Annotated in this window: 17 protein-coding genes and 1 pseudogene; 8 read left to right on the top strand and 10 right to left on the bottom strand. The window is 58.7% G+C overall.

Features of this window, described 5'->3' with window-relative positions:
* Positions 1-33: 33 nt before the first annotated feature.
* Both KGB21_RS12855 and KGB21_RS12850 read left to right on the top strand, forming a co-directional pair.
* Positions 34-735: a type 1 glutamine amidotransferase domain-containing protein gene (locus KGB21_RS12855; protein WP_223505305.1), complete on the top strand. Its 702-nt coding sequence runs from the start codon at positions 34-36 to the stop codon at positions 733-735.
* Positions 736-738: 3 nt separating this feature from the next.
* Positions 739-1,932 (top strand): MFS transporter, encoded by a 1,194-nt coding sequence (locus tag KGB21_RS12850; protein WP_223505304.1) that lies wholly within the window; start codon positions 739-741, stop codon positions 1,930-1,932.
* 97 nt (positions 1,933-2,029) lie between these two features.
* Here the strand turns inward: KGB21_RS12850 and KGB21_RS12845 are convergent, their stop codons facing one another.
* The 5 genes from KGB21_RS12845 to KGB21_RS12825 all read right to left on the bottom strand — a co-directional run bounded on the left by KGB21_RS12845 (position 2,030) and on the right by KGB21_RS12825 (position 5,443).
* Positions 2,030-2,569, bottom strand: coding sequence for a substrate binding domain-containing protein (locus KGB21_RS12845; RefSeq protein WP_223505303.1), 540 nt, complete (start codon positions 2,567-2,569; stop codon positions 2,030-2,032).
* Complete coding sequence (locus KGB21_RS12840) at positions 2,566-2,868, bottom strand: LysR family transcriptional regulator (RefSeq protein ID WP_223505302.1); 303 nt, start codon at positions 2,866-2,868, stop codon at positions 2,566-2,568. Before KGB21_RS12840 ends, KGB21_RS12845 begins: the two co-directional genes overlap by 4 nt.
* Before the next feature lie 114 nt (positions 2,869-2,982).
* Positions 2,983-3,243 carry a helix-turn-helix domain-containing protein gene (locus KGB21_RS12835; RefSeq protein ID WP_263386200.1) on the bottom strand — a complete coding sequence of 87 codons (261 nt, stop codon included), beginning with the start codon at positions 3,241-3,243 and terminating at the stop codon, positions 2,983-2,985.
* 246 nt (positions 3,244-3,489) lie between these two features.
* Positions 3,490-3,849, bottom strand: coding sequence for a hypothetical protein (locus tag KGB21_RS12830; protein WP_223505300.1), 360 nt, complete (start codon positions 3,847-3,849; stop codon positions 3,490-3,492).
* Between the two features lie 409 nt (positions 3,850-4,258).
* The gene (locus KGB21_RS12825) at positions 4,259-5,443 is read right to left on the bottom strand and encodes an aldo/keto reductase (protein WP_223505299.1); all 1,185 of its coding nucleotides are present in this window, start codon (positions 5,441-5,443) and stop codon (positions 4,259-4,261) included.
* Positions 5,444-5,631: 188 nt separating this feature from the next.
* On the opposite strand from KGB21_RS12825, the gene KGB21_RS12820 reads away from it, so the two are divergent.
* On the top strand, positions 5,632-6,612 hold the full coding sequence (locus KGB21_RS12820; RefSeq protein WP_223505298.1) for an AraC family transcriptional regulator: 981 nt from the start codon (positions 5,632-5,634) through the stop codon (positions 6,610-6,612).
* Positions 6,613-6,879: 267 nt separating this feature from the next.
* Here the strand turns inward: KGB21_RS12820 and KGB21_RS12815 are convergent.
* From KGB21_RS12815 to KGB21_RS12805, 3 genes and pseudogenes are all read right to left on the bottom strand, one after another.
* Positions 6,880-7,280, bottom strand: a pseudogene (locus tag KGB21_RS12815) (IS66 family transposase); the annotation flags it as partial.
* A complete protein-coding gene (locus KGB21_RS12810; protein ID WP_223505396.1) occupies positions 7,281-8,549 on the bottom strand; it encodes a tyrosine-type recombinase/integrase in 1,269 nt (422 codons plus the stop codon).
* A gap of 153 nt (positions 8,550-8,702) precedes the next feature.
* Positions 8,703-9,617 (bottom strand): LysR family transcriptional regulator, encoded by a 915-nt coding sequence (locus KGB21_RS12805; protein WP_223505297.1) that lies wholly within the window; start codon positions 9,615-9,617, stop codon positions 8,703-8,705.
* 269 nt (positions 9,618-9,886) lie between these two features.
* Here KGB21_RS12805 and KGB21_RS12800 point away from each other — a divergent pair, with 269 nt between their 5' ends.
* The 4 genes from KGB21_RS12800 to pgm all read left to right on the top strand — a co-directional run bounded on the left by KGB21_RS12800 (position 9,887) and on the right by pgm (position 16,149).
* Positions 9,887-10,909, top strand: coding sequence for a zinc-dependent alcohol dehydrogenase family protein (locus KGB21_RS12800; protein ID WP_223505296.1), 1,023 nt, complete (start codon positions 9,887-9,889; stop codon positions 10,907-10,909).
* A gap of 562 nt (positions 10,910-11,471) precedes the next feature.
* On the top strand, positions 11,472-12,953 hold the full coding sequence (locus tag KGB21_RS12795; RefSeq protein WP_223505295.1) for a hypothetical protein: 1,482 nt from the start codon (positions 11,472-11,474) through the stop codon (positions 12,951-12,953).
* 37 nt (positions 12,954-12,990) lie between these two features.
* Positions 12,991-14,391: a PLP-dependent aminotransferase family protein gene (locus KGB21_RS12790; protein WP_223505294.1), complete on the top strand. Its 1,401-nt coding sequence runs from the start codon at positions 12,991-12,993 to the stop codon at positions 14,389-14,391.
* 111 nt (positions 14,392-14,502) lie between these two features.
* Positions 14,503-16,149 (top strand): phosphoglucomutase (alpha-D-glucose-1,6-bisphosphate-dependent), encoded by a 1,647-nt coding sequence (gene pgm, locus KGB21_RS12785; RefSeq protein ID WP_223505293.1) that lies wholly within the window; start codon positions 14,503-14,505, stop codon positions 16,147-16,149.
* Between the two features lie 166 nt (positions 16,150-16,315).
* Here pgm and KGB21_RS12780 read toward each other — a convergent pair whose 3' ends face one another.
* Positions 16,316-17,011 carry a pirin family protein gene (locus KGB21_RS12780; RefSeq protein ID WP_223505292.1) on the bottom strand — a complete coding sequence of 232 codons (696 nt, stop codon included), beginning with the start codon at positions 17,009-17,011 and terminating at the stop codon, positions 16,316-16,318.
* A 279-nt stretch (positions 17,012-17,290) separates the two neighbouring features.
* On the opposite strand from KGB21_RS12780, the gene KGB21_RS12775 reads away from it, so the two are divergent.
* On the top strand, positions 17,291-19,765 hold the full coding sequence (locus tag KGB21_RS12775; RefSeq protein WP_223505291.1) for a UvrD-helicase domain-containing protein: 2,475 nt from the start codon (positions 17,291-17,293) through the stop codon (positions 19,763-19,765).
* 127 nt (positions 19,766-19,892) lie between these two features.
* Here KGB21_RS12775 and fabI read toward each other — a convergent pair whose 3' ends face one another.
* The gene (fabI, locus tag KGB21_RS12770) at positions 19,893-20,687 is read right to left on the bottom strand and encodes an enoyl-ACP reductase FabI (protein ID WP_034146538.1); all 795 of its coding nucleotides are present in this window, start codon (positions 20,685-20,687) and stop codon (positions 19,893-19,895) included.

Below are 20,687 nucleotides of genomic sequence, written 5' to 3'. Positions count from 1 at the left end.
GCGGTGTGCTCGATTCGCTTGCAGGAGCTTCTGATGACCCAACGTATTCTTTTCGTCCTGACCAGCCACGACCGCAAGGGGCCGGCCGGCGCCGCCTATGCCGCGCCCAGCGGTTTCTATCTGTCCGAGGTCACGCATCCGCATCGGGTGCTGGCAGACGCCGGTCATGCGGTCGATTTCGTCAGCCCCAAGGGCGGCAAGACGCACGTCGATGGACTCGATCTGGACGATCCGATCAATGCCGCGTTCTGGAACGATGCGACGCTAAGAAGCGCCACCGAGAACACCATGGCACCCACGCAGGTCGATCCCGATGCCTACGCCGCGATCTTCTACGCCGGCGGCCACGCGACGATGTGGGACTTCCCGGACAACGCCGAACTGGCGGCCATTGCGGCGTTCATCTACGAGCGTGGAGGCGTGGTCGCGGCGGTGTGCCACGGGCCGGCCGGGCTGGTAAACCTCAAGCTGTCCGATGGCGGCTATCTGGTAGCGGGTAAGGACGTGACGGCCTTCACCAACGAGGAGCGTGCGGTCGGCCTGTACGACACGGTGCCGTTCCTGCTGGCCGATGCTTTGCAGGAACGTGGTGCCCGGCATGTGCCTGCGGCGAATTTCCAGGCGCAGGTAGTGGTGAGCGAGCGACTGGTGACGGGGCAGAACCCGGCCTCGGCCAAGGGCGTCGCGGAAGCGATGCTGCCCCTATTAGCGGTGACAGCCGAGAAGCGAGCCTAAACCATGAATCCACGTATGCCTTTCGTCATCTACGTCTTCGCGCTTTGCGCGTTCGCCCTGGGCTTTACCGAGTTCGTCACCATCGGGCTGGTGTCCACTATTTCCGCTGATCTGCATGCCAGCGTCAGCCAGGTTGGCACGGCGGTTACGGCCTACGCGCTGGGTGCGGTGATTGGTGCACCGGGCCTGACCGCGTTGGCGACCCGCTGGCCGCGCAAGCGGCTGCTGCTGGTGGCGATGGGGCTGTTCACGTTGGGCAACGCTGTAGTCAGTCTGTCCGATGCACTGACGCCCATGCTGGTGGCCCGCTTCGCCTCCGGCCTGGGACATGGGGTATTTCTCGCCGTAGCATCCAGCGTGGCAACCCAATTGGCGGGCCGACATCGCGCCGGTGCGGCGGTGGCCGTGGTGTTCGGCGGCCTGACGCTGGCACTGGCGCTGGGCGTACCGCTCGGCACCTACCTGGGCAGCGTGTTGAGCTGGAAGGTCATCTTCATGGCAGTGGCCGCAAGTGGTGCCATTGGGTTCGTCGGCCTGCTGGCCCTGATGCCGACAGATAGCAACGATGCCTCGGCGCAGGCCAAGGCGATGGATGGCCTGAAAGCCATGTTCAATCCGCGTCTGCTGGCCGGAGCCGGCATCACCGTGTTGGCGTATGCGGGGTCTTTCGCGCTCTACACCTACATTTCGCCGATCCTGCTGCAAGTGACGAACATCAGTGAAAGCACGGCGAGCCTTTTGATGCTGGGCTACGGCGTGATGGCCGCCATCGGCAATGTGTGGGGCGGGCGGCTGACCGACCGCAAGGGTGCCGACTTTGCGGTGATGACCGTACTGGTCGGCCTGGCCGTCGTGCTGTTGGCAATATGGGCATCGGCACCGTCGTTGCCGTTGATGGTGTTGCTGACGGGCCTGCTCGGTGCGCTGACCTATGCAGCGGTGCCTGCCTTGCAGGCGCGGGTGATCGGGTTGTCGCACATCCACGCGCCGCAGGCACCGGCAGTGGCGGCTGGGCTGAACATCGCCGGCTTCAATGGCGGCATCGCGTTGGGTTCGCTGCTAGGCGGGGCGAGCCTGGAAGCGATGGGTCTGACCAGCACGGCTTGGGTCGGTACGCTGGCCGTCGGCCTGGGGATCGTCTGGATGCTCTGGCAGATGCGAAGAAACCGCGCTCAACACACTGAAGCCGCTGGATGAGGGGATAGCGATGGAGCTTCGTCAACTTAGTTGCTTTCGGGCCGTGGGCGAGCAATTTCACTTCGCTCACACGGCCGCCCAGCATTAGTTGCAACCGTCACTGTCCCGCATCCCAGGGCGCCTCGCGCCATTGTCCGGCCAGGAAATCCACGAAAGCGCCGATCCGGCGCGGCGCAGGGTCGCGCTGGACGCGCACGGCCGGGATGGGCGTCGCAGGTTCCGCCCATACGGGCAGAACGCGCATCAGGGCACCGCTGCCCAGTTCGTCGGCGACATCCCAAGTCTCGCACAGCGAAATTCCCATCCCGGCGCCGCTCCAAGCGCGTAGCGCATCGCCGTTATCGCTGCGCAGATCGCCCACGACTTCCACCACCTCGGTTCTGCCGCCGCGGACGCTGTGCTTGAGGGTCCAACGGTTCTGCCGCAGGCCGGGATAGGCAAACAGCAGAAATGGGGGCTGGTGCATCTCGCTGGAATGGGAGGGTGCGCCTGCTCTTCGCAGATAGGCCGGTGCCGCCAACAGAGTCCGCCGGCTGTCGGCCAGATTGCGGCTGACCAGCCGGGAGTCCGCCAACTGGCCCACGCGCACGGCCAGATCAATATGGCCGCCGTACAGATCGACCACATGGTCGCTCAACTGCAAATCAAGCCCAGCCGGGGATGATGCTCTCGGAAGGCAGCGATGACCGGCACCAGGTAACGCACTCCCAGCGGCACCGGCGCCGTCAGGCGCAACATGCCCGTGCCTTGCCGGGCCACGTCGGCTGCCTCGTCCAGCAAGGCCAAAACCGGGCGGGCGCGCTCGGCGACGGCGCGGCCCTCGTCAGGGATGCGCAAGTGTTGCGTGTTGCGCTCGAACAGGCGGGCACCCAGCGCGTGCTCACCGTGGCAGGGGGCAGGTCCACCGCCCGGGCTGCGGAGGAAAAATCCTCGCATCCCACCACCCCTAGGAAGACCGCGAGACCGTCAGGATTGCGCAGCTGCATGATTGATCCAATTCGCTATAAGTGTTCTGCAAATTTACTCGTTTCTGGAAACAGGGCGGGATGCTCAGAATGAAGGCTTATCACCTTGTCTTTCTGCGCCTGCGGCGGTTTTTCCCCAAAGGTCGCACTCTGGAGTTTCCTGTTGCCTGAACGCCCGATGAAACGCACTGGTTTCCTCGAAGCCGGTGGCGGCCGCAACCTGTATGACGGTCATATCGCCACGCGATAGCAGGTCAATCGCCATGTCGCGGCGAAGGTTGTCCCTGAGGTTCTGATAATGCGTGCCCTCGGCTTGCAAGCGGCGTTGCAGTGTCGAGTTGGACATGTGAAGGATCACCGCCAGTTCATGCGCTCGGGCCATTTTTCCGGGCTTGATCCATGCAAGTAGCGTCTTATCTGCGCAATGAGACTGTCGTCGTTGCGGTATTTCACCAGAAGGCTGCCGGGAACTCCTTGAGGAAGGCAGCCACCTTGGCCGAAGACTGCGCAATTTTCATGTAGAGGAATTTTTTGTCGAAACTCGGCCTAGGCGCGTGCGGGAGTGCCTGTTTTTTCGCTCGACTCTTTATTTCTAACTCGGAGGGCTGAGCGCAGAAAATTTTCTTGCTCCTGCTGCAGAGTTTAACCAGAGCAGAATGGCAGCGAGAGAGGCGGCTACTATCAGCGTAAACAACATGATGACCAACACGCTGAATGTGACGCTATTGTTTAACTCACGGAAAATGCCGAAGGCAAAAGCGGTGTACCAAGACCCACCCGAAACTGCACCTGATGCGAGAAATAAGGCAGCTCTGCTGCGGGAGACTCCAAAGAGCAGGGGGCGACTCAAGTCGCGTAGTGCTTCTGGCAATACAAACGCATGGATGATTACTCCATTGATGGTCAGGGCGATCACCACAATTATTTTCGCCCAGAGTTTAGGGTTTTCCAATTTCCCCGGTGACTCCATCGCGTAAAGGGCTAGGAAACCAAGGCCTGAAAGCCATAGGAGGCATAGTCCAGTAGTGACCGCGTCGCTGATGAAGTGAAAGGTGCGTCCGATTTCAACTGGGAGGCTCCCCCTGCGCATCCAACGGAAAATCCAGAGGTCTAGCATGGTTGCCCCGCCGAGACCGAAGCACATACCGAGCAGGTGTATACCTACAAGGAGTGTCAGAACGTTTAGCTGTGGGAGTGGATCAGGCAAGGGAACGCTCAGCGCAAGTGTGTCTGCGAATAAGTGACTGCTACTGGAGAGCGCAAGTAGGCCGCCGAAAATCATGAAAGACGTTCGTATCTTCATTTGTTACGACCTCAGGCTAGTGTTCTTATTCAGCAGGTAGCACGGGCGTGGCCCCTATTCAGGAAGGAACCGGTGCTTGCGCATCGATCAAGCTCTGGCTCTTGAGCTCCTCCCAAAAGGCTGACGGAATACCGACCTTCATCGCTTGTACATTGGAAACTATCTGCCCCGGGGAACGCGCCCCCGGAATGATCGCGGACACTTGCGGATGTGCCGCGGCGAACTGCAGGGCGGCGGTATGAATGTCGATGCCATGTCGGCTGGCAAGCGCCATGATCCGCGCGCGCTTTTCTACCGCTCCGGCAGGTAGATCCAGGCTGAAGTTATATCGGCTGCGCCCTCCCAGAAATCCATCATTCAGGGGTGTTCCAACCACGACACTGGTGCCCTTGCTTCTCAATGCCGGAAAGGTGTTGCGCAACGCATCGCTGTGGTCGAGGAGGGAATACTGACAGGCAAGCAACACGATGTCGGGCGTCGGGTCATTACTGGTCAGCGCCTGAACCACGGCGTTCGGTGTATTGACTCCGAAGCCCCATGCCTTGATGAGTCCTTCATCACGCATTTTTTCAAGCTCAACCATCGCCCCTGTGCGTGCAATTTGATATGCCGCTTCCCATCCGCCCTCCAGCTCGGTGTTATCTGGCGAGAGGTCATGGATAAAGACGATATCGATACGGGGCAAGCCCAGACGCTGCAGGCTGTCTTCCACGGAGCGACGTGTGCCTGCTGCGGTGTAGTCATATCGATAGTTAAAGGGCGCCGGCGACTTCCAGATAGCATGGTCCGCGCGCAGGCCACCAGCGGCCGTCAATACGCGGCCGACCTTGGTAGAGACCACATAATCGTCTGGATTTTTGCCGTGCAGGAAGCGGCCCAGACGATATTCACTCAAGCCAAACCCGTAGAACGGTGACGTGTCGTAAAGCCTTACACCCGCCCCCCAAGCAGCCTGCAGAACCAAGGCCGCCTGCTCGTCGCTGATCGGCGCAAAGATATTGCCAATCTGCGTCCCGCCCATACCAAAGCGTTGAGGTGTCATGTATCTAATTGCATGTGAGGGCGAATTGAGGGGCAGGTCTGTGCGCACGAGGCGGCCTTGCGTAGGCATCACGCTTCCGCGCTCTGTCAGTGAAGAGGGCGCTGGGGCTGTAGCCACTGAACTTGCGACACTCGATGCTGGCAGCAAAGCGGCTGCAACAGCACCCGCCGCCGAATAAGTAAGAAAATCTCGTCTGTCCATCCAAATTTCCTTTCGCAACTGAGGGCTCACGGGCTCATCAAAGCCGGTCTTCATGCTAGAAACTAGAACAACGAGGGTTGGCCGGGTGACCCTAATGCGCCATATCTTTTGCACAATCCTGCCGATGCACTTGTGCTGGTCACGCACTCTCAGCAGACTCGAACATTCCGTAAATAGGGGGGCATGTGATGACGAGCGGTTCATTCTTGCAGTTCGGTTTCGGCGATGCGCATTCCCTGGCCTTGAGCGAACCCGCTCAGCCCAACGAGCGCCTCCAGGTACTCAGACGGCTTATCGAAAAAGTCACCCTGCAGATTGGTTTGAACGAGGTATGCACAACATCGATTCCAGGCCTGACCTTTTATCGAATGACCGAACTGGGTACGCCCACGTACTGTATTTATGAGCCTTGCGTAGCCATCATTCTGCAGGGTGCGAAGGAGATAACGTTCGGTGAGGAAGCCTGTGAGTTTGGACAGGGAGCGTTCTTCGTCACTTCGGTCGATATACCTACACTGGCTCGCGTTACCGCGGCTAACGAGCAAACCCCTTATTTATCAGTTGTGTTGAAGCTCGATCTTGCCATGCTCAATGAGGTGATCCAGACCTTGGAACCCCCAAGGCAGGAAATGGCTTCTGAAGCACGAGGCTTCGCATCTGGTGCGGCGTCGAGCGAGATGCTCGACGCGTTCACCCGACTCTCCACGCTGATCGAACGGCCGCTTGAGGCAGGCTTGATGTCGAACCTTATCAAGCGAGAGATATGCGTTCGGCTGCTGCTCAGTGGCGCAGGCCAGTGGCTGCGCAGCGTCACTCGCGATGGTTACCGAGATAAGGGGATCGTGAGAGCCATTGAATGGTTGAAACATCATTACGACAAACCGCTGCATGTGGCCGATCTCGCCCAACGATCGGGCATGGCCAGTTCTACTCTGCATCACAACTTTCGCAAGCTGACAGGCACCAGCCCCGTTCAATATCAAAAGTCGTTACGGCTGCAAGCCGCGCGCAGCCTGATGTTGACCGATAGGGTTGATGTGAACACGGCCGCCTTGCGGGTCGGCTATGAAAGTGTCGCTCAATTCAGTCGCGAATATGCCCGGCGTTTCGGAGCCCCACCCTCTAGAGACATCAAGCACGCACGGGAGAATAGTGGACGGCTCGACTAATCAAACGACCCAATCTCCTCAATCCAGACAGAGATCGGCGCAAGTCGCAATGCCTGATTGCGTGACGCCGAGGCCATCATGCAGGCCATGGACGCTGCCTACGCTTCAGCTCGGCAAGGAGGTACGCTTCTGACGCTTGCGCCGACGCCTGAATGATATGAGACGGCGAGCTGAATCCGACACCTAGGGAAAGACCGCGCAGGCCATCTGCGACTGCGGGAACAACAACTGGACTGCCGCCGGCACCGTAGACACCTCTTCACCTTAAACCACGCGCTGGGCCAGCAGCACTTCGCGCAGCGCATCGACGCCGGTTTGACCCACCCACTGCACCAGTGTCGAGCGCGGGATTGTCAGGCCTGCACGGCCGAAGATCTTTTTCTGTCGATACAGCGGAAGTTGGTCGGCGAACTTCGCCACCATCACATCCGCCAGCAGGCCGGAAGTGGGGATGCCCTTATCGATCACCTGTGGCGGCACCGGGGCTGGATCAGTGTTTCGCAAATCCGGCAGGCCCACTTCCCACGAAGGTGCTGTTCGACGGTGAACACGCCCGGTGTGTAGTCCAGCTTTTCGCTGACGTCTTCACCTATGCAATTAAACTGGCAGCCGCAAGCGCACCGAGTGTTGTCCGGCTCGTGATGGATCACAGTACGCGGCAACTGCGGCTAGTCTGTTGTTACCTGCGCCGCGTTTTGCCGCAACTGGTCTAGGTAATTCGCCCATTGTTGGGCGGCCTCTCGCCGTTGCACAAGCAATTGCGCGCGCGCGTACACAGCACCGAGCGCACCGGGCATCCGGTGCGATAAGGATAGTTCAAGCACGATGGGATCGATGCCCAAGTGCTCGTGAGCAATGGAGCGGTACGTGGCGCGAAAGCCATGGGCAGTGATGTCGTACTCCGGCCAGATGCGCTGGAAGGACTTGAGCATGGAGGTTGGGTTTATGGGACGTCCCGGATAGACCGGCGAGACGAACACCCAGCCTTTGCCGTCTTCATCCACCACGCGGGTTTTATGTAGCTCTCGTAACAGAACCAAAGCTTGCTCAGGCAACGGCACGATGTGTTTGCTCTTGTCCAGGTGCTTAGTCTTGCTCACCACATAACGCCAATCGGCGCCCACCAAGTCGACATCTTCCCAGCGCATCTGCACCAGTTCGCCTGGGCGAACCGGCAACATGACCAGCAGTCGCATTGCTACGGCTACGCTGCCGTTGTTGCAGTCATCAAGGCGTAGAAGAAACCTGCCCAGGTCGGATGGCCTTTCGATCGCCGGGTTGCTGGTCACGATGTGGCGAATCTTCAACTCCTCAATGTTGCTGAGAGCCACGTTGCGCTCCACCCAGCCGCGCCCTTCAGCAAAGCCCAGGACGGCGCGGATGATGGTACGCACGCGGCGGGCCATGGCCATAGTGCGCTGACGGCGCAACTCCGTAATGATTGTGGTGATGTGCTCCAGCTTGATCTCGCTGACCGGTTTTTTACCAATCGCGGGCAGGATGTGGTTTTTCAGCGCTCCGTTAAATCCCGCGATGGACTTGGTCACCAGTTCGGCAGACTTGAACGATAACCATTGCTTGGCTACGTATTCGAAGTTGCGCTCTTCATTGAGCAACTGCGCCTCGATCTTGGCGGTCTTGGCCTTGAGCGGAGCGGTGTGGTTAGCCACGTCGCGGCGTGCGCCGCGGGCAATGTCGCGCGCCTCCTTGAGACCAATGTCGGGGTAAGCGCCGATGGAGAAGCGATTTTCCTTGCCATGCAGCCGATACTTCAATCGCCAAACCTTGGAAGGGGTTTTGCCGACCTTGCTCGACGCCCTTATCTCCAAGTAGAGGCCAGGGACTTCGCCATCGGCGTGTTTGCCGGGTTCGGTCAGTGAGCGGATCAAGGCATCGCTGAGTTTTCGTTTGAAAACAACCGCATTAGCTGAGGGCATCGGTGGGGGCATCTTTTTTAAGGAACCGAAATTTGCCCCCAATTATGCCCCCATGAGTCGTGGAATCCATTGGATTTAGACAGACGGCAGTGGACTTAAATTATAAATAAGTCATTGTTATAAAACGATTTTATGGAGCTTAGTGGAATTCCATTACAGGCTATCGGGGTCTCCAAAAAACATCTGAATCCGCGACCGCAACCAACGCTCCCCCGGATCGTTGTCCTGGGACCCGCGCCACGCCATGTGCAGCTCAAAGCTGCGCACCGGTAGCGGTGGGTCTTCAGCCCGCACACCGCCAGCCGCCGTCAACGCGTCCGCCGTGTAGTCCGGCACTGTCGCTACGATGTCGGTTCCGGAGAGAAGGGTGCTCAGCCCGTTGAACTGCGGAACCGCCAGCACCACATGCCGTTTGCGCCCGAGCTTTTCCAGCTCTTCATCAATAAAGCCGCTCAGGTCACCCGCGAAAGACACCAGCGCATGGGGGCGCGCGCAGAAGTCATCCAGGCTCAATGGCCCGGGCACGGTATCGGCGCGCAACAATTTTGGCGAGCTGCGGCGCAGCACTTTACGCTTGGCGTTGGCCGGCAGGTCGGTGGTGTAGCTGACCCCGATGGAGATTTCGCCCGAGGCCAGCAACCCCGGCATCAGGATGTAGTTGACCCGTCGCACCACCAGCACGATCCCCGGGGATTCGGCACGCAGGCGCTTGAGCAACATGGGCAGCAGGGCGAATTCCACATCATCGGATAGACCGATGCGAAACACCGCGGTGCTGGTAGCCGGGTCGAATTCGGCCGCACGACTGACAGCGGTGGAGATCGAATCCAGTGCCGGAGAGAGCAGGGCGAAGATCTCCACGGCTCGAGCGGACGGTTCCATGCTGCGGCCGGTACGCACGAACAGCGGGTCGTCGAACAACCCGCGCAGGCGTGAAAGCGCCGCACTGATGGCCGGCTGGCCGAGGAACAGCTTCTCGGCCGCGCGCGTCACGCTGCGCTCGTGCATCAATGTTTCGAATACGATTAACAGGTTCAGGTCGACACGACGCAGGTCATTACGATTCATCTGGAGTCCTGGCAGAGTCAGCAAACTTGACGTGAGCGGCCATATGAGAACAATGGCCAGCAAGAATATTACGGGGAAAGGCTGGTACTCTGCACCGAGTAATTCAGTTTTCCTACAAAGGCTGCTTCGGTTTCTTACGACATTTGACGATGTTGCCGCCGCTGCGGAATCAATGACAGGCATGTCGACTATTAATAGCCACTGATAGTGTTGGGTTAAAAGCCCAGCTAGAGTTCATGGCATTAGAGGTTTATTTGGCGAGGTTTGCGATGTCCCGCACGATCCGTTTTCACAAGTTTGGTCCGGCCGAGGTGCTCAAATGCGAAGAGCATGCGGCTGCTCTGCCTGCACCGGGTGAAGTGCAGGTGCGCGTCGAAGCCATTGGCATCAGCTGGTACGACACCCTCTGGCGTCAGAACCTGGCGTCGTCCCGTGCTCAACTGCCGGCCGGTATTGGCCAGGAAATGGCCGGTATCGTCACTGCGGTCGGTGAAGGCGTCGATGACCTCGCGGTCGGTGACAAGGTCGCCAGTTTCCCGGCTCAAAGCCCGAATGATTACCCGGTCTACGGCGAGCTGATTGTGCTGCCGCGCTCGTCGCTGACCCGTTACCCGGACGTGCTCAGCCCGATCGAAGCCAGCGTGCATTACACGCCGCTGTTGATCGCTTATTTCGGCTACGTTGATCTGGCGCGGGTCAAGCCTGGGCAATTTGCCCTGGTCACCGACGCCAGTCACTGCGCCGGACCATCGTTCGTACAACTGGGCAAAGCCTTGGGTGTACGGGTGATCGCTGCCACTAAAACGGCGGATGAGCGTGACTACCTGCTGTCGCTGGGTGCCGAGAAAGTGATCGTCACCGAAGAAGAAGATCTGCTGATGCGGATCAACAAAATCACCGATAACCGCGGCGTGGATGTGGTGTTCGATGGTTTGGGTGGCCCGCAGATGTCGCTGCTTGGCGATGTGCTGGCACCGCGCGGCAGCCTGGTGCTGTACGGCCTGCAAGGTGGCAACCAGACGCCATTCCCGGCCTGTGCGGCGTTCCAGAAGAACATTCAGTTCTTTGTGCACTGCATCGGCAACTTCACTGGCAAGCCGGAACTGGGCATTATCCAGGACCAGGTCGCACTGCAACGTGCCTTGCGCGACATCAACCAGCTGACCGCTGACCACGTGCTGCTGCCGCTCAAGACTCGGGTCTTCCCGTTTGCCGAGGTGGTCGAAGCACACCGCTACATGGACGAATGTCCATGTCGGGAACGGGTTGCCCTTCAGGTCGAACCGGCCTAAGCCCCTCAAAAAGTCCGTGCCCGCACGGACTTTTTTGTTTTTAGCCCCTGCCAACACGAGACGTCCCATTGACCTGTCGATGGGCCGGTTCAGCAACTGAACTGGTTTTTGCTCTCGATCTGTAGCTTCTAATCAATATCCAAGCCCTGATAATTGGATGATTACTTTCATCTCAAGGAATGAGCCATGAATGGGTATCAGGCTGATACTTTTCAATGCGCACTGTTGATAAATAGTCAACAACTAGTGGGCTTCTTCGAAGTATCCGAAGAACGGATAACTTCTTTCTTTATTTCTTGTACTAAACGTCTGTGGGACTGTGTCGGACATTTCCTAGGACGCAGAGTGTATTCGCATCGAACCGCGCCAGCCGGGCTTTTCGGCAGTCCTGAGCGTGGTCGACACTCCAGTCGCTGTCAAATAAATCAAATGTTGCCTTAAAAACTTAAGTGTTAGCATTCGGCAGTAAAGTCCAGTACTTCAAACATGCCCAGACAATCCTTTGTTCTGTGCGTGCAGCTGTTTGTACCGTTTCGAAACTATGAGCACCAGGTAAATCAAGATGACGAACATCCATGATCAAGCGATGAACTATGTCTATCAACAAGTGCTGCAGCGCCTGCTGAGTTTTTTTTCCCGCGCCGAGCGCACGGCATTGCAGTTGTTGATTCAGCGCTTGGCCATGGCCGCCGGCGGCATGGACCGTATAGGGGACTTCAAGGTGCTGGCGATCCAGTCCGGTTCCCGTGACAGTTGTTACACCCTGGCGCTACTGCGCGCTGCACAGTTGACCATCGCCAGTCGCACGCCGGCAACGTTCAAGTTGCGGGTGGCGACGCTGCGCCTGAATGGCACTAGCCCGACAGCGCTGGAAAACATCCATCGCACCTACAGCGCGTTGTTCGTCTACGACGATCCGCGGGTCGAAGTGCTGATGGTTGATCACCGCGAAGTCTTGTCGTTCGACCATCTGGCGCCGATTTCCGATGCCGGACGCGAGGCCAACCGGATGAACCTGCTGATGATGGGACATCGCCAGGCTTCGCTCGGGATGCTTGAATTGGCGGATGATGGGTATCTGGCCACGGGTGAATTCTTTGGGCAAATCGCCCGTTGGAATCATGGTGTCGATGCGTTAGTCAGCGGTGACACGCCGCGCCAGCAGAAGCAGTTTATCGAAGGGTTGAAACGTGCGGCCGCCAAGGCCGGAATCGATACACCGGATCACGATGAGCCGGGCTACGGCGCACTATTCCCACTACTCGACGCCATGGGCAACGATTGGTATCAGGGCTTGTATCCGGAACAAGACCAGGCGCCCTGGCGCCCCGCAGGACAGTTTGAAGCGTGTCGTCGTAGCACATTCATCGGCATTCACGATCTGTTGGTCAGCAACCTGGAAGAACGCTGGCCGCTGCTCACTGAATTCCTCGGATTCAAGGCTGACGAATTGGCGGCACAACTCAGCGATAACGAATTCGTCAGCTTCTCTGTCGCGGCGCATATTCAGGGGTTGCAGGCCTGCTTCATGCAGGGGAGTACCTACGAGGCAGGTGTGGCGCAATACCTGCAACGAGCACTGGTGATGATGCGCCGCAAACAGTTACCGGAACGCTTGTGTGAACAAGTGGTGGACGCCTTCGGGCATTCAACGATGCTGGCAGAACAGCGAGTGCGGACAGCTTCCGAAGCTCAACGCACCTTCGGCTTGAACGAGGCCCAATGGGTGTGCCTGCTGTTTGCGCCATTTGTCGAACAGGGCGCGATGCTTGAACGCTTCTTGCGCCAGTGCCATCCGGGCATGCTCGTGGCCATGCCGGAACTGCACCGGGCCATGCAGGGGCAATTGGTGGCAGACCAGATCATGCAGTGGATGGTTGATGTCAGCGGTCTGTCTGTCAGCCAGATCGGCATGATCTACCAAATGGGGCCGGTATCCGCGTGCCAGGGACAGGTCATTGATACGGCGAACGGAGAAACGGGATTGATGATCGAAGCCGACGACGCTACCTCCTTGAGCTGTGAAAAGTCAGCAGGTCGTTGAAAGTGAATGACTGTCGTCAGGCATTTGGCCCCTCGCCATGAAAGGCCCACGTGAAACCGACTTCGCGTACCAGGCGGTGTACCGTTACCTCACCACTCTGATCAGTGAGCCCGTCAGCGATACACGCGTACGATTGCCCTCGTTGCGGCAGCTGGCGCAGCGTTTGAATGTGTCGATCTCGACCATTCAGTACGCGTATTCCCTGCTGGAAAAGGAGGGGCGCGTCTATTCGGTGGCCAAGTCCGGTTACTTCGCACTGCCTATGCCCGCCATCAACACGCTCTACAGTGGTCACGACTTGCTCGAAACCGTTTATGTGAATGCCCGTCGCCCTGGAATGCTGGTCCTGAGTGCCGACGAGCCCGCGTTGTTACAGCCACTCGACAGCCCGTTGTTGTTGCTGGAAAGAGAGCTGCTGCGCCAGTACCCGCGTGCGCCGCAGCCGGTTTCGCAGCCTTGCGGCGAACTGGAGTTGCGCACGGCGCTGGCTGCGCGCTACACCACGTCCCCCGTGCGTTGCTGGCACGCCGATGATGTTTTCATTGGCGCGGACCTTCGCGGTGTGCTGGAAATATTGATCGACGTGCTAGCCCTCAAGGACACCACGGTGGTGGTCGAGTCGCCCTGTGACTGGGTGATATTGCGCTTGCTTCAATCCGCCAGCGTGCGGGTGATCGAATGGCCAGTCCTGGCTGACGGCGGCCTGGACATCGATCACCTTGAAGAACTACTGGAAACCGAATCAGTGCGGTTAGTGATGGTCTCGTCCGCGCTGAACATGCCCCGGGGCAGCAGGGCGTCCGACGAAAACCGGCTGTCCGTGGCGCACTTGCTGGAACGGCATGACACTTGGGTACTGGAAAACGATTGTTACGGTGAACTCGGATTTGAGCCGGATGGCCTGCGGTTTCGCGAACTTCTGGCGCCAGAGCGGCTGATCGTGTTCTCCACGTTCGAGAAAATCATCGGCCCGGAAGCCCCTTACGGTTTTTTGCTCTCACGCCATCTGAGCGCTGAATTGCAGCGACACTTTCTGTTTCGCGCCTTTCGCCTGTCACCGATTCGCCAGAAAGCCATTGCCCGTTTGTACAGCAACGGACGTATCGACCAGCATCTGCAAGTGTTACGGCGGCGACTCAAGGACGGCAAAGCGCAGATGACACAGTTGTTGCGGGAACGGCTGGGTGAAGCGTTGCACTTTGTCGAGCCGCAAGGGGGCGCGACGATCTGGGTTCGCTCGCTGCGCCGTGTCGATGTGCGTCAAGTGTTCCTGCGCCTGCTCAAACAACAGGTGGTGATTGCCCCGGGAGAACTCTTCAGTCTCCGGGGCCTGCATGCGCAACACCTGCGCCTGAGTCACACCTTCGGCGGCGATCACGACCTCGCTGCTGCACTGGGGTTGTTAGGGGACGCCTTGCGCCTGGAAGCGATCGATTGAGCAGGGCGGCAAAACATCGTCCACACTGATGGATCGATCCCATCGCGCTACGGTCAAAGTGCCAGTAAACTGCGGTCCTACTCCTGAACCACTCTATTCCAGAGGTTTTGCATGACACTCAGTCCTTTTGCGGGCAAACCGGCACCGGCAGAATTGTTGGTCGACATCCCGCGACTGGTAACGGCCTATTACACCGGCCAGCCCGACGCCGCCGTCTCGACCCAACGGGTTGCCTTTGGTACGTCCGGGCACCGGGGCAGCTCATTCGACTTGAGTTTCAATGAATGGCACGTCCTGGCGATCAGCCAGGCGATCTGCCTGTATCGCGAAGCCCAAGGTATCGACGGCCCGCTGTTTGTCGGCATCGACACTCACGCGTTGTCCACGCCGGCCGGCGCCAGCGCCCTGGAAGTGCTCGCCGCCAACGGCGTCACCGTGATGATCGCAGAAGGTGATGAATACACCCCGACCCCGGCCATTTCCCACGCGATTCTTTGCTACAACCGTGGGCGAACTTCAGGATTGGCGGACGGCATCGTCATTACGCCGTCCCACAACCCACCGCAAAGCGGTGGCTACAAATACAACCCCACCAACGGTGGCCCGGCCGATACTCACATCACCAAGTGGATCGAAGCCAAGGCCAACGAGCTGCTGAGCAACAAGCTCGCCGGGGTCAAGCGCATCAGCTACGAGCAAGCCCTGAAGGCCAGTACCACCCATCGTCACGATTACCTGAACACCTACGTCGCCGACCTGATTAACGTGATCGACTTCGATGCCATCCGCGACGCCAAGCTGCGTTTGGGTGTCGATCCGCTGGGCGGAGCAGGGGTGCGCTACTGGTCGGCGATCGCCGAGCACTATCGCCTGGACCTCGATGTGGTGAACAAGCAGGTCGATTCGACCTTCCGCTTCATGACCGTCGACTGGGATGGCCAGATCCGCATGGACCCATCGTCCACCCACGCCATGCAGGGCCTGATTGGTCTGAAAGAGCGTTTCGATGTGGCGTTTGCCTGCGACCCGGATCACGACCGTCATGGCATCGTCACCCCGTCCGGTGGCCTGCTGGCGCCGAACAACTACCTCGCGGTATCCATCGACTACCTGTTCCAGAACCGTCCGCAATGGCGTGCCGATGCGGCCGTGGGTAAAACCGTGGTCAGCAGCGGTTTGATTGATCGCGTGGCCAAGCGTCTGGGTCGTCGCCTGTACGAAGTGCCGGTCGGCTTCAAATGGTTTGCCGATGGCCTGTTCGACGGCTCGCTGGGTTTTGGCGGGGAAGAGAGCGCCGGTGCCTCGTTCCTGCGCAAGGATGGCGGCGTCTGGTGCACCGATAAGGACGGGTTGATCCCGGCTCTGCTGGCCGCTGAAATGACCGCACGCACGGGGCGTGACCCGAGCCAGGCTTATCGTGCCTTGACCGATGAACTGGGCGAACCGTTCTCGGTGCGGGTGGATGCCAAGGCCAACCCGGAACAAAAAGCCCTGCTGAGCAAGTTGTCGCCGGATCAGGTCACCTCGACCGAACTGGCGGGCGAACCGATCCAGAGCATTCTGAGCCACGCACCGGGTAACAATCAGGCGATTGGCGGTCTGAAAGTCATGACCGAAAACGGCTGGTTCGCGGCGCGTCCTTCGGGCACCGAAGATATCTACAAGATCTATGCGGAAAGCTTCATCAGCGACGACCACCTCAAGCAGTTGGTGGCTGAGGCGCAGACGTTGGTGGATGGCGCCATCTCCGCCAAATAACCGTAGGAGCCGGCTTGCTGGCGATGGTCGTTAACGATGACGCGTGTGGTCTGATTTAACGCAGGGTCCCCATCGCCAGCAAGCCGGCTCCTACAGGTTGTGTGTAGAACAAAGTAAAAGGGGCGACCTACATGGTCGCCCCTTTTTTTGCCCCGCATTTACCGAATCAAGCCAGATCCACCAACACGATCTCACTGTCCTCGATCGCCGTCACCCGCAACACCTGCTCTTGCGCAACCGCAACACCGTCTCGAGCTTGTGCACGCAAGCCATTGACTTCAATAACACCCGTGGCTGGCACGAGGTAAGCGCGACGGCCGCTGTCCAGCTGATATTCAGCGGTTTCACCCGCCTTGAGGTTCGCCGCCACCAAGCGCGCATCGGCGCGGATTCGCAGGCTTTGATCGTCCCCGGCCTTGCCGCTGGCGAGGGTTACGAAACCTTCGCGCTGGCCTTTCGGAAACGGCTTGGCGCCCCAGGAAGGTGCCAGGCCGGATTCGTTAGGGATGATCCAGATCTGGAAAATCTTCGTCGGTGCCGCTTCCAGGTTGTATTCGCTGTGAGCGATCCCGGTGCCGGCGCTCATGACCTGAACGTCACCCGCTTCAGTGCGACCCTTGTTGCCCAGGTTGTCCTGGTGAGTAATTGCACCTTCGCGGACATAGGTGATGATTTCCATGTCCCGATGCGGGTGCTGCGGGAAACCAGTGCCGGGCGCGATCACGTCATCGTTCCAGACCCGCAGGTTGCCCCAGTTCATGCGTTTCGGATCGTGGTACTCGGCGAACGAAAAATGGTGATGGGCATCCAACCAGCCATGGTGAGCACCACCGAGCGAATTGAAAGGTCTGAGTTCAAGCATGATCGTCTCCTGAAAAGGTTCGTCATGGGGCAGTGCGCCTGGGCCACGAAGCGAGACCGGTGGTTGATGGTGGGCATCATCCATCAGGCACTGATCGATAAAAAGCGTAAAAAATGCCTTATAACCATCGAATCAGTTGATAGAAACTCGCTTCGAAACATTCTTGTTCAGCCTTCAGTTCATCACCTAAGCCAATGAGTCATAAGCATTTCACTAGAACTCAGAAGCAAATGCAGACACCATAGCCCTCAACAGCCTCACACCCTGGAGTCAGCCCGCGTGCCGCAACACACCCCCGATCTTCCGCCTGAACTTCGTCCTCTGTCCGAGATGCCGCTGCTCAAACGCCTGGCCGCACGATTCTTTGGCCACGGCCTGACGCGCCTGCGTGCACAACACCGTGCATCCTGGTTGCACGGGCAGGCGGATGGCTTTCGTAGCGGTCACATCGCCGGCGTGGATTACGGCTACAAGGAAGGCAAGCTCGAAGGGCTGGAGGAAGGTCGACAGGTCCTGCTGATACGCGATTCGCGCTCGACCGAGCATCGGCCACCCAACGTTGATGATCATCTGTTCGACGACTGGCGCCTGCCATTGACCGCGGAGTTGAAGAAGCGCATGAAGGCCGATGTCGCCCGGCTGCTGCCTCCTCACGCCCAACCGAGCACCAACCAGTGGAAGATGATTTTCAGTGATACGCCGTCAACTTCAGTGATTGCCGGTGCGGGTGCCGGCAAGTCGACGACCCTGGTGTTGCGCATTGTGTTGCTGACACATTATTTGGGCTTTGAACTGAGCTCCATGACCGTGGTGACCTTCACTCGCGAGTCGCGCAAGGACTTCATCAACAAACTGATCGAACTGTTTGCGCTGTGGGGACGGGCGCTCGGCTACAAGGAAGCGCGCGACCTGGTGCGTACCTTCCACTCGCGGATCCTGCCGATGGTTCGCAGCCTGCCGGGCTTCGAACGCTTGCAAGCCTTCGAGAATCTCAGCCACCGCGCGCAAAGCGGCGATGAAGAGGTCGACAGCAATCCGTTCGACCTGCGCATCAACGACGCACAACGCCAACAGCTCAATGCCTGCTATCACGCCTTGCACACCCGTGATGAGCGTTTCCGTGAGCTGATCAAGCCGTTGTCGCGCCACGCCTTGCAGCTCAAAGAACTGGAACGTGACCACCCGGACGTGCAGAAACGCATGGCGGTGACCGAACTGGCCGCCAAACGCGATGAGGAACTTTGCGACACTGTTGAGGATTTGTGGTTTCGCGCCGGGGCCTGGCCGATCAAAGGCATAGAACCGAATCGTCAGACCTTCGATATCAACGGATCGACCTTTCATTGTCACGGCTACATTCCTTCCCTCGACGCCTGGGTGGTATTGGGGTTCGATCCTCGGGAAAACCCTCAGGTCTCCCGTCCAAACGCCAAGCTCACTGTCCGCGCGGAATGGGCAGTCAAGCGCACCCTGTTTCAAGCTTTCTGCCGTAAGCCATTGATATGGCTTGATAGTTACGATTCATCAAAGCGTGTTCTGGCCTCTCTTGCCGGTGATGCCAGCGCTGGGCCGGGCTTCGATTACAAGGTAAAAGGTGAACTCGCGTCCGCGCCTTTGCTGGACAGTTTCGTCGCCGCCGCCGGGTTTATCGAAAACCTTGGCCTGGATGTGCCGACCGCCGTTGGCCAGATGAGCTTTTCAAAAGACGACCCGGACCGGTTTTTCTTCGAGGCATTGAGCCTGTATTGGCGAGCGCTGGAAGATCATCTGCTCGACCAAAAGCCACCGATCATGACGTACAACCGGATGTTTGCCCTGTTCAGCGAACATTCCCCGGAAAACCTCAAGCTGCTTAGCGATGAACTGCTAAGGCCGCTGTCGCACTTGATGATCGACGAGTTCCAGGATGTATCGCCGCAAATTGTTTCGTGGATCCGCGCCAGCCTGGCCGAAATCCGTAGCCGCGGCCCGGCCATGCGCGTCGGGCGAGGGGCCCAGCGCTCGTCGTTGCTCTGTGTGGGTGACGACTGGCAATCGATCTACGGTTGGCGCGGCAGCTCACCGAGTTACTTCATGGAGTTCAACAAGGAGTTTTCTTCGCCGAGCACCACCAAAGTCATGCTCAGCGACAACTATCGCAGCCACCAATACATCATCGACGCCGCCGAGCACATCGTGCGTGCTGCGCCAGCCATCGCAGGCAAAAAGGCCAAAGCCAGTGGCGAGCCGAAAGACCTGCTGCCAGTCAACGTGCTGGACCGGGACGATCAAGGCATGGCCAAACGTCTGATCGAGCATTACCGCAAGGGCGATTCAATCTTGATGCTCTATCGAAAAAGTAGCGATAAGTTATTGATTGAAGAGCATATTCAGTCGGTAGTTAATGTTGATTCTAGCTTGCCGTATGAATCTCGACGCTTGAAACAATTGACTTATCACAGCGCCAAAGGCCTTCAGGCTGATGCGGTGTTTCTGCTCGGCGATTGTCAGCGTCTGACCAGTTCACCGTACAAGAACCAGGTGTATCGCATGGCAGGTTTGGGCAAGGCGGGTGACAGCGAGCCTTATGACAACGCGCAAAAAGACGAGATATTGCGACTGGCTTACGTCGGTATTACCCGGGCAGTGAGTCATTGCTATTGGTATGTGGATACGCAGGACACCCAGGCCGTGAACATGCCCAAGGCTTCCGACCGGATCGGCAAGGGCAAGGCGTTCTTTGCTGATCATCGGGAAGGCAAGACTGTGGCGTGAGTCTTTAAAAGATCGTCCGAACGTTCGGCAGCTCCTACAGGGGAGCTGCCGAAAGCTGCGATCTTTTGATTTTGAACACATAAAAAAACCCGCCAGACAGGCGGGTTTTTTATTGGCTAACCGAAGATCACTCTTCGATATTGCCCATGGCAGTGGTGTTGAAGCCACCGTCCACGTACATGATTTCGCCGCTAATGCCGGATGCGAGGTCCGAGCACAGGAAGGCGCCGGCGTTGCCGACTTCGTCGATGGTGACGTTGCGACGCAGCGGGGTTTGCGCTTCGTTGGCGGCCAGCATCTTGCGGAAGTTCTTGATGCCGGAAGCCGCGAGGGTACGGATCGGGCCAGCCGACACGCAGTTGACGCGAGTGCCGTCCGGGCCCAGGGAGCCGGCCAGGTAACGTACGCCAGCTTCCAGGGAAGCCTTGGCCATGCCCATGACGTTGTAGTTCGGCATGGTGCGCTCGGCGCCCAGGTACGACAGGGTCAGCAGGCTGCCGTTGCGGCCTTTCATCATTTCGCGACCGGCCTTGGCCAGGGCTACGAAGCTGTAGGCGCTGATGTCGTGAGCGATGCGGAAACCTTCACGGGTGGTGGCTTCGGTGAAGTCGCCGTCCAGTTGGTCGCCCGGGGCGAAGCCCACGGAGTGCACGATGCAGTCCAGGCCGTCCCACTTCTTGCTCAGTTCTTCGAAGACCTTGGCGATTTCGGCGTCGCTGGCCACGTCGCACGGGAAGCACAGCTCAGGGCTGGAGCCCCAGCCTTGTGCGAACTCTTCGACACGACCCTTGAGTTTGTCGTTCTGATAAGTGAAGGCAAGCTCAGCGCCCTCGCGATGCATGGCGGCAGCGATGCCGGATGCGATGGACAGCTTGCTGGCGACACCGACGATCAGTACGCGCTTACCGGCGAGAAAACCCAT

The sequence above is a fragment of the Pseudomonas sp. GL-RE-29 genome (assembly GCF_019947275.1).
Lineage (GTDB): Bacteria > Pseudomonadota > Gammaproteobacteria > Pseudomonadales > Pseudomonadaceae > Aquipseudomonas > Aquipseudomonas fluorescens_A.
Note: the sequence above shows the minus strand (reverse complement) of the source record. Positions and strands in the feature narration are given on the sequence as shown.

Coding starts and splice junctions, on each gene's coding strand:
- KGB21_RS12855 (WP_223505305.1), top strand. CDS start 34: ATGACCCAACGTATTCTTTTCGTCCTGACCAGCCACGACCGCAAGGGG.
- KGB21_RS12850 (WP_223505304.1), top strand. CDS start 739: ATGAATCCACGTATGCCTTTCGTCATCTACGTCTTCGCGCTTTGCGCG.
- KGB21_RS12840 (WP_223505302.1), bottom strand. CDS start 2,868: ATGCGAGGATTTTTCCTCCGCAGCCCGGGCGGTGGACCTGCCCCCTGC.
- KGB21_RS12835 (WP_263386200.1), bottom strand. CDS start 3,243: ATGTCCAACTCGACACTGCAACGCCGCTTGCAAGCCGAGGGCACGCAT.
- KGB21_RS12825 (WP_223505299.1), bottom strand. CDS start 5,443: ATGGACAGACGAGATTTTCTTACTTATTCGGCGGCGGGTGCTGTTGCA.
- KGB21_RS12820 (WP_223505298.1), top strand. CDS start 5,632: ATGACGAGCGGTTCATTCTTGCAGTTCGGTTTCGGCGATGCGCATTCC.
- KGB21_RS12810 (WP_223505396.1), bottom strand. CDS start 8,549: ATGCCCTCAGCTAATGCGGTTGTTTTCAAACGAAAACTCAGCGATGCC.
- KGB21_RS12805 (WP_223505297.1), bottom strand. CDS start 9,617: ATGAATCGTAATGACCTGCGTCGTGTCGACCTGAACCTGTTAATCGTA.
- KGB21_RS12800 (WP_223505296.1), top strand. CDS start 9,887: ATGTCCCGCACGATCCGTTTTCACAAGTTTGGTCCGGCCGAGGTGCTC.
- KGB21_RS12795 (WP_223505295.1), top strand. CDS start 11,472: ATGACGAACATCCATGATCAAGCGATGAACTATGTCTATCAACAAGTG.
- KGB21_RS12790 (WP_223505294.1), top strand. CDS start 12,991: ATGAAAGGCCCACGTGAAACCGACTTCGCGTACCAGGCGGTGTACCGT.
- pgm (WP_223505293.1), top strand. CDS start 14,503: ATGACACTCAGTCCTTTTGCGGGCAAACCGGCACCGGCAGAATTGTTG.
- KGB21_RS12780 (WP_223505292.1), bottom strand. CDS start 17,011: ATGCTTGAACTCAGACCTTTCAATTCGCTCGGTGGTGCTCACCATGGC.
- fabI (WP_034146538.1), bottom strand. CDS start 20,687: ATGGGTTTTCTCGCCGGTAAGCGCGTACTGATCGTCGGTGTCGCCAGC.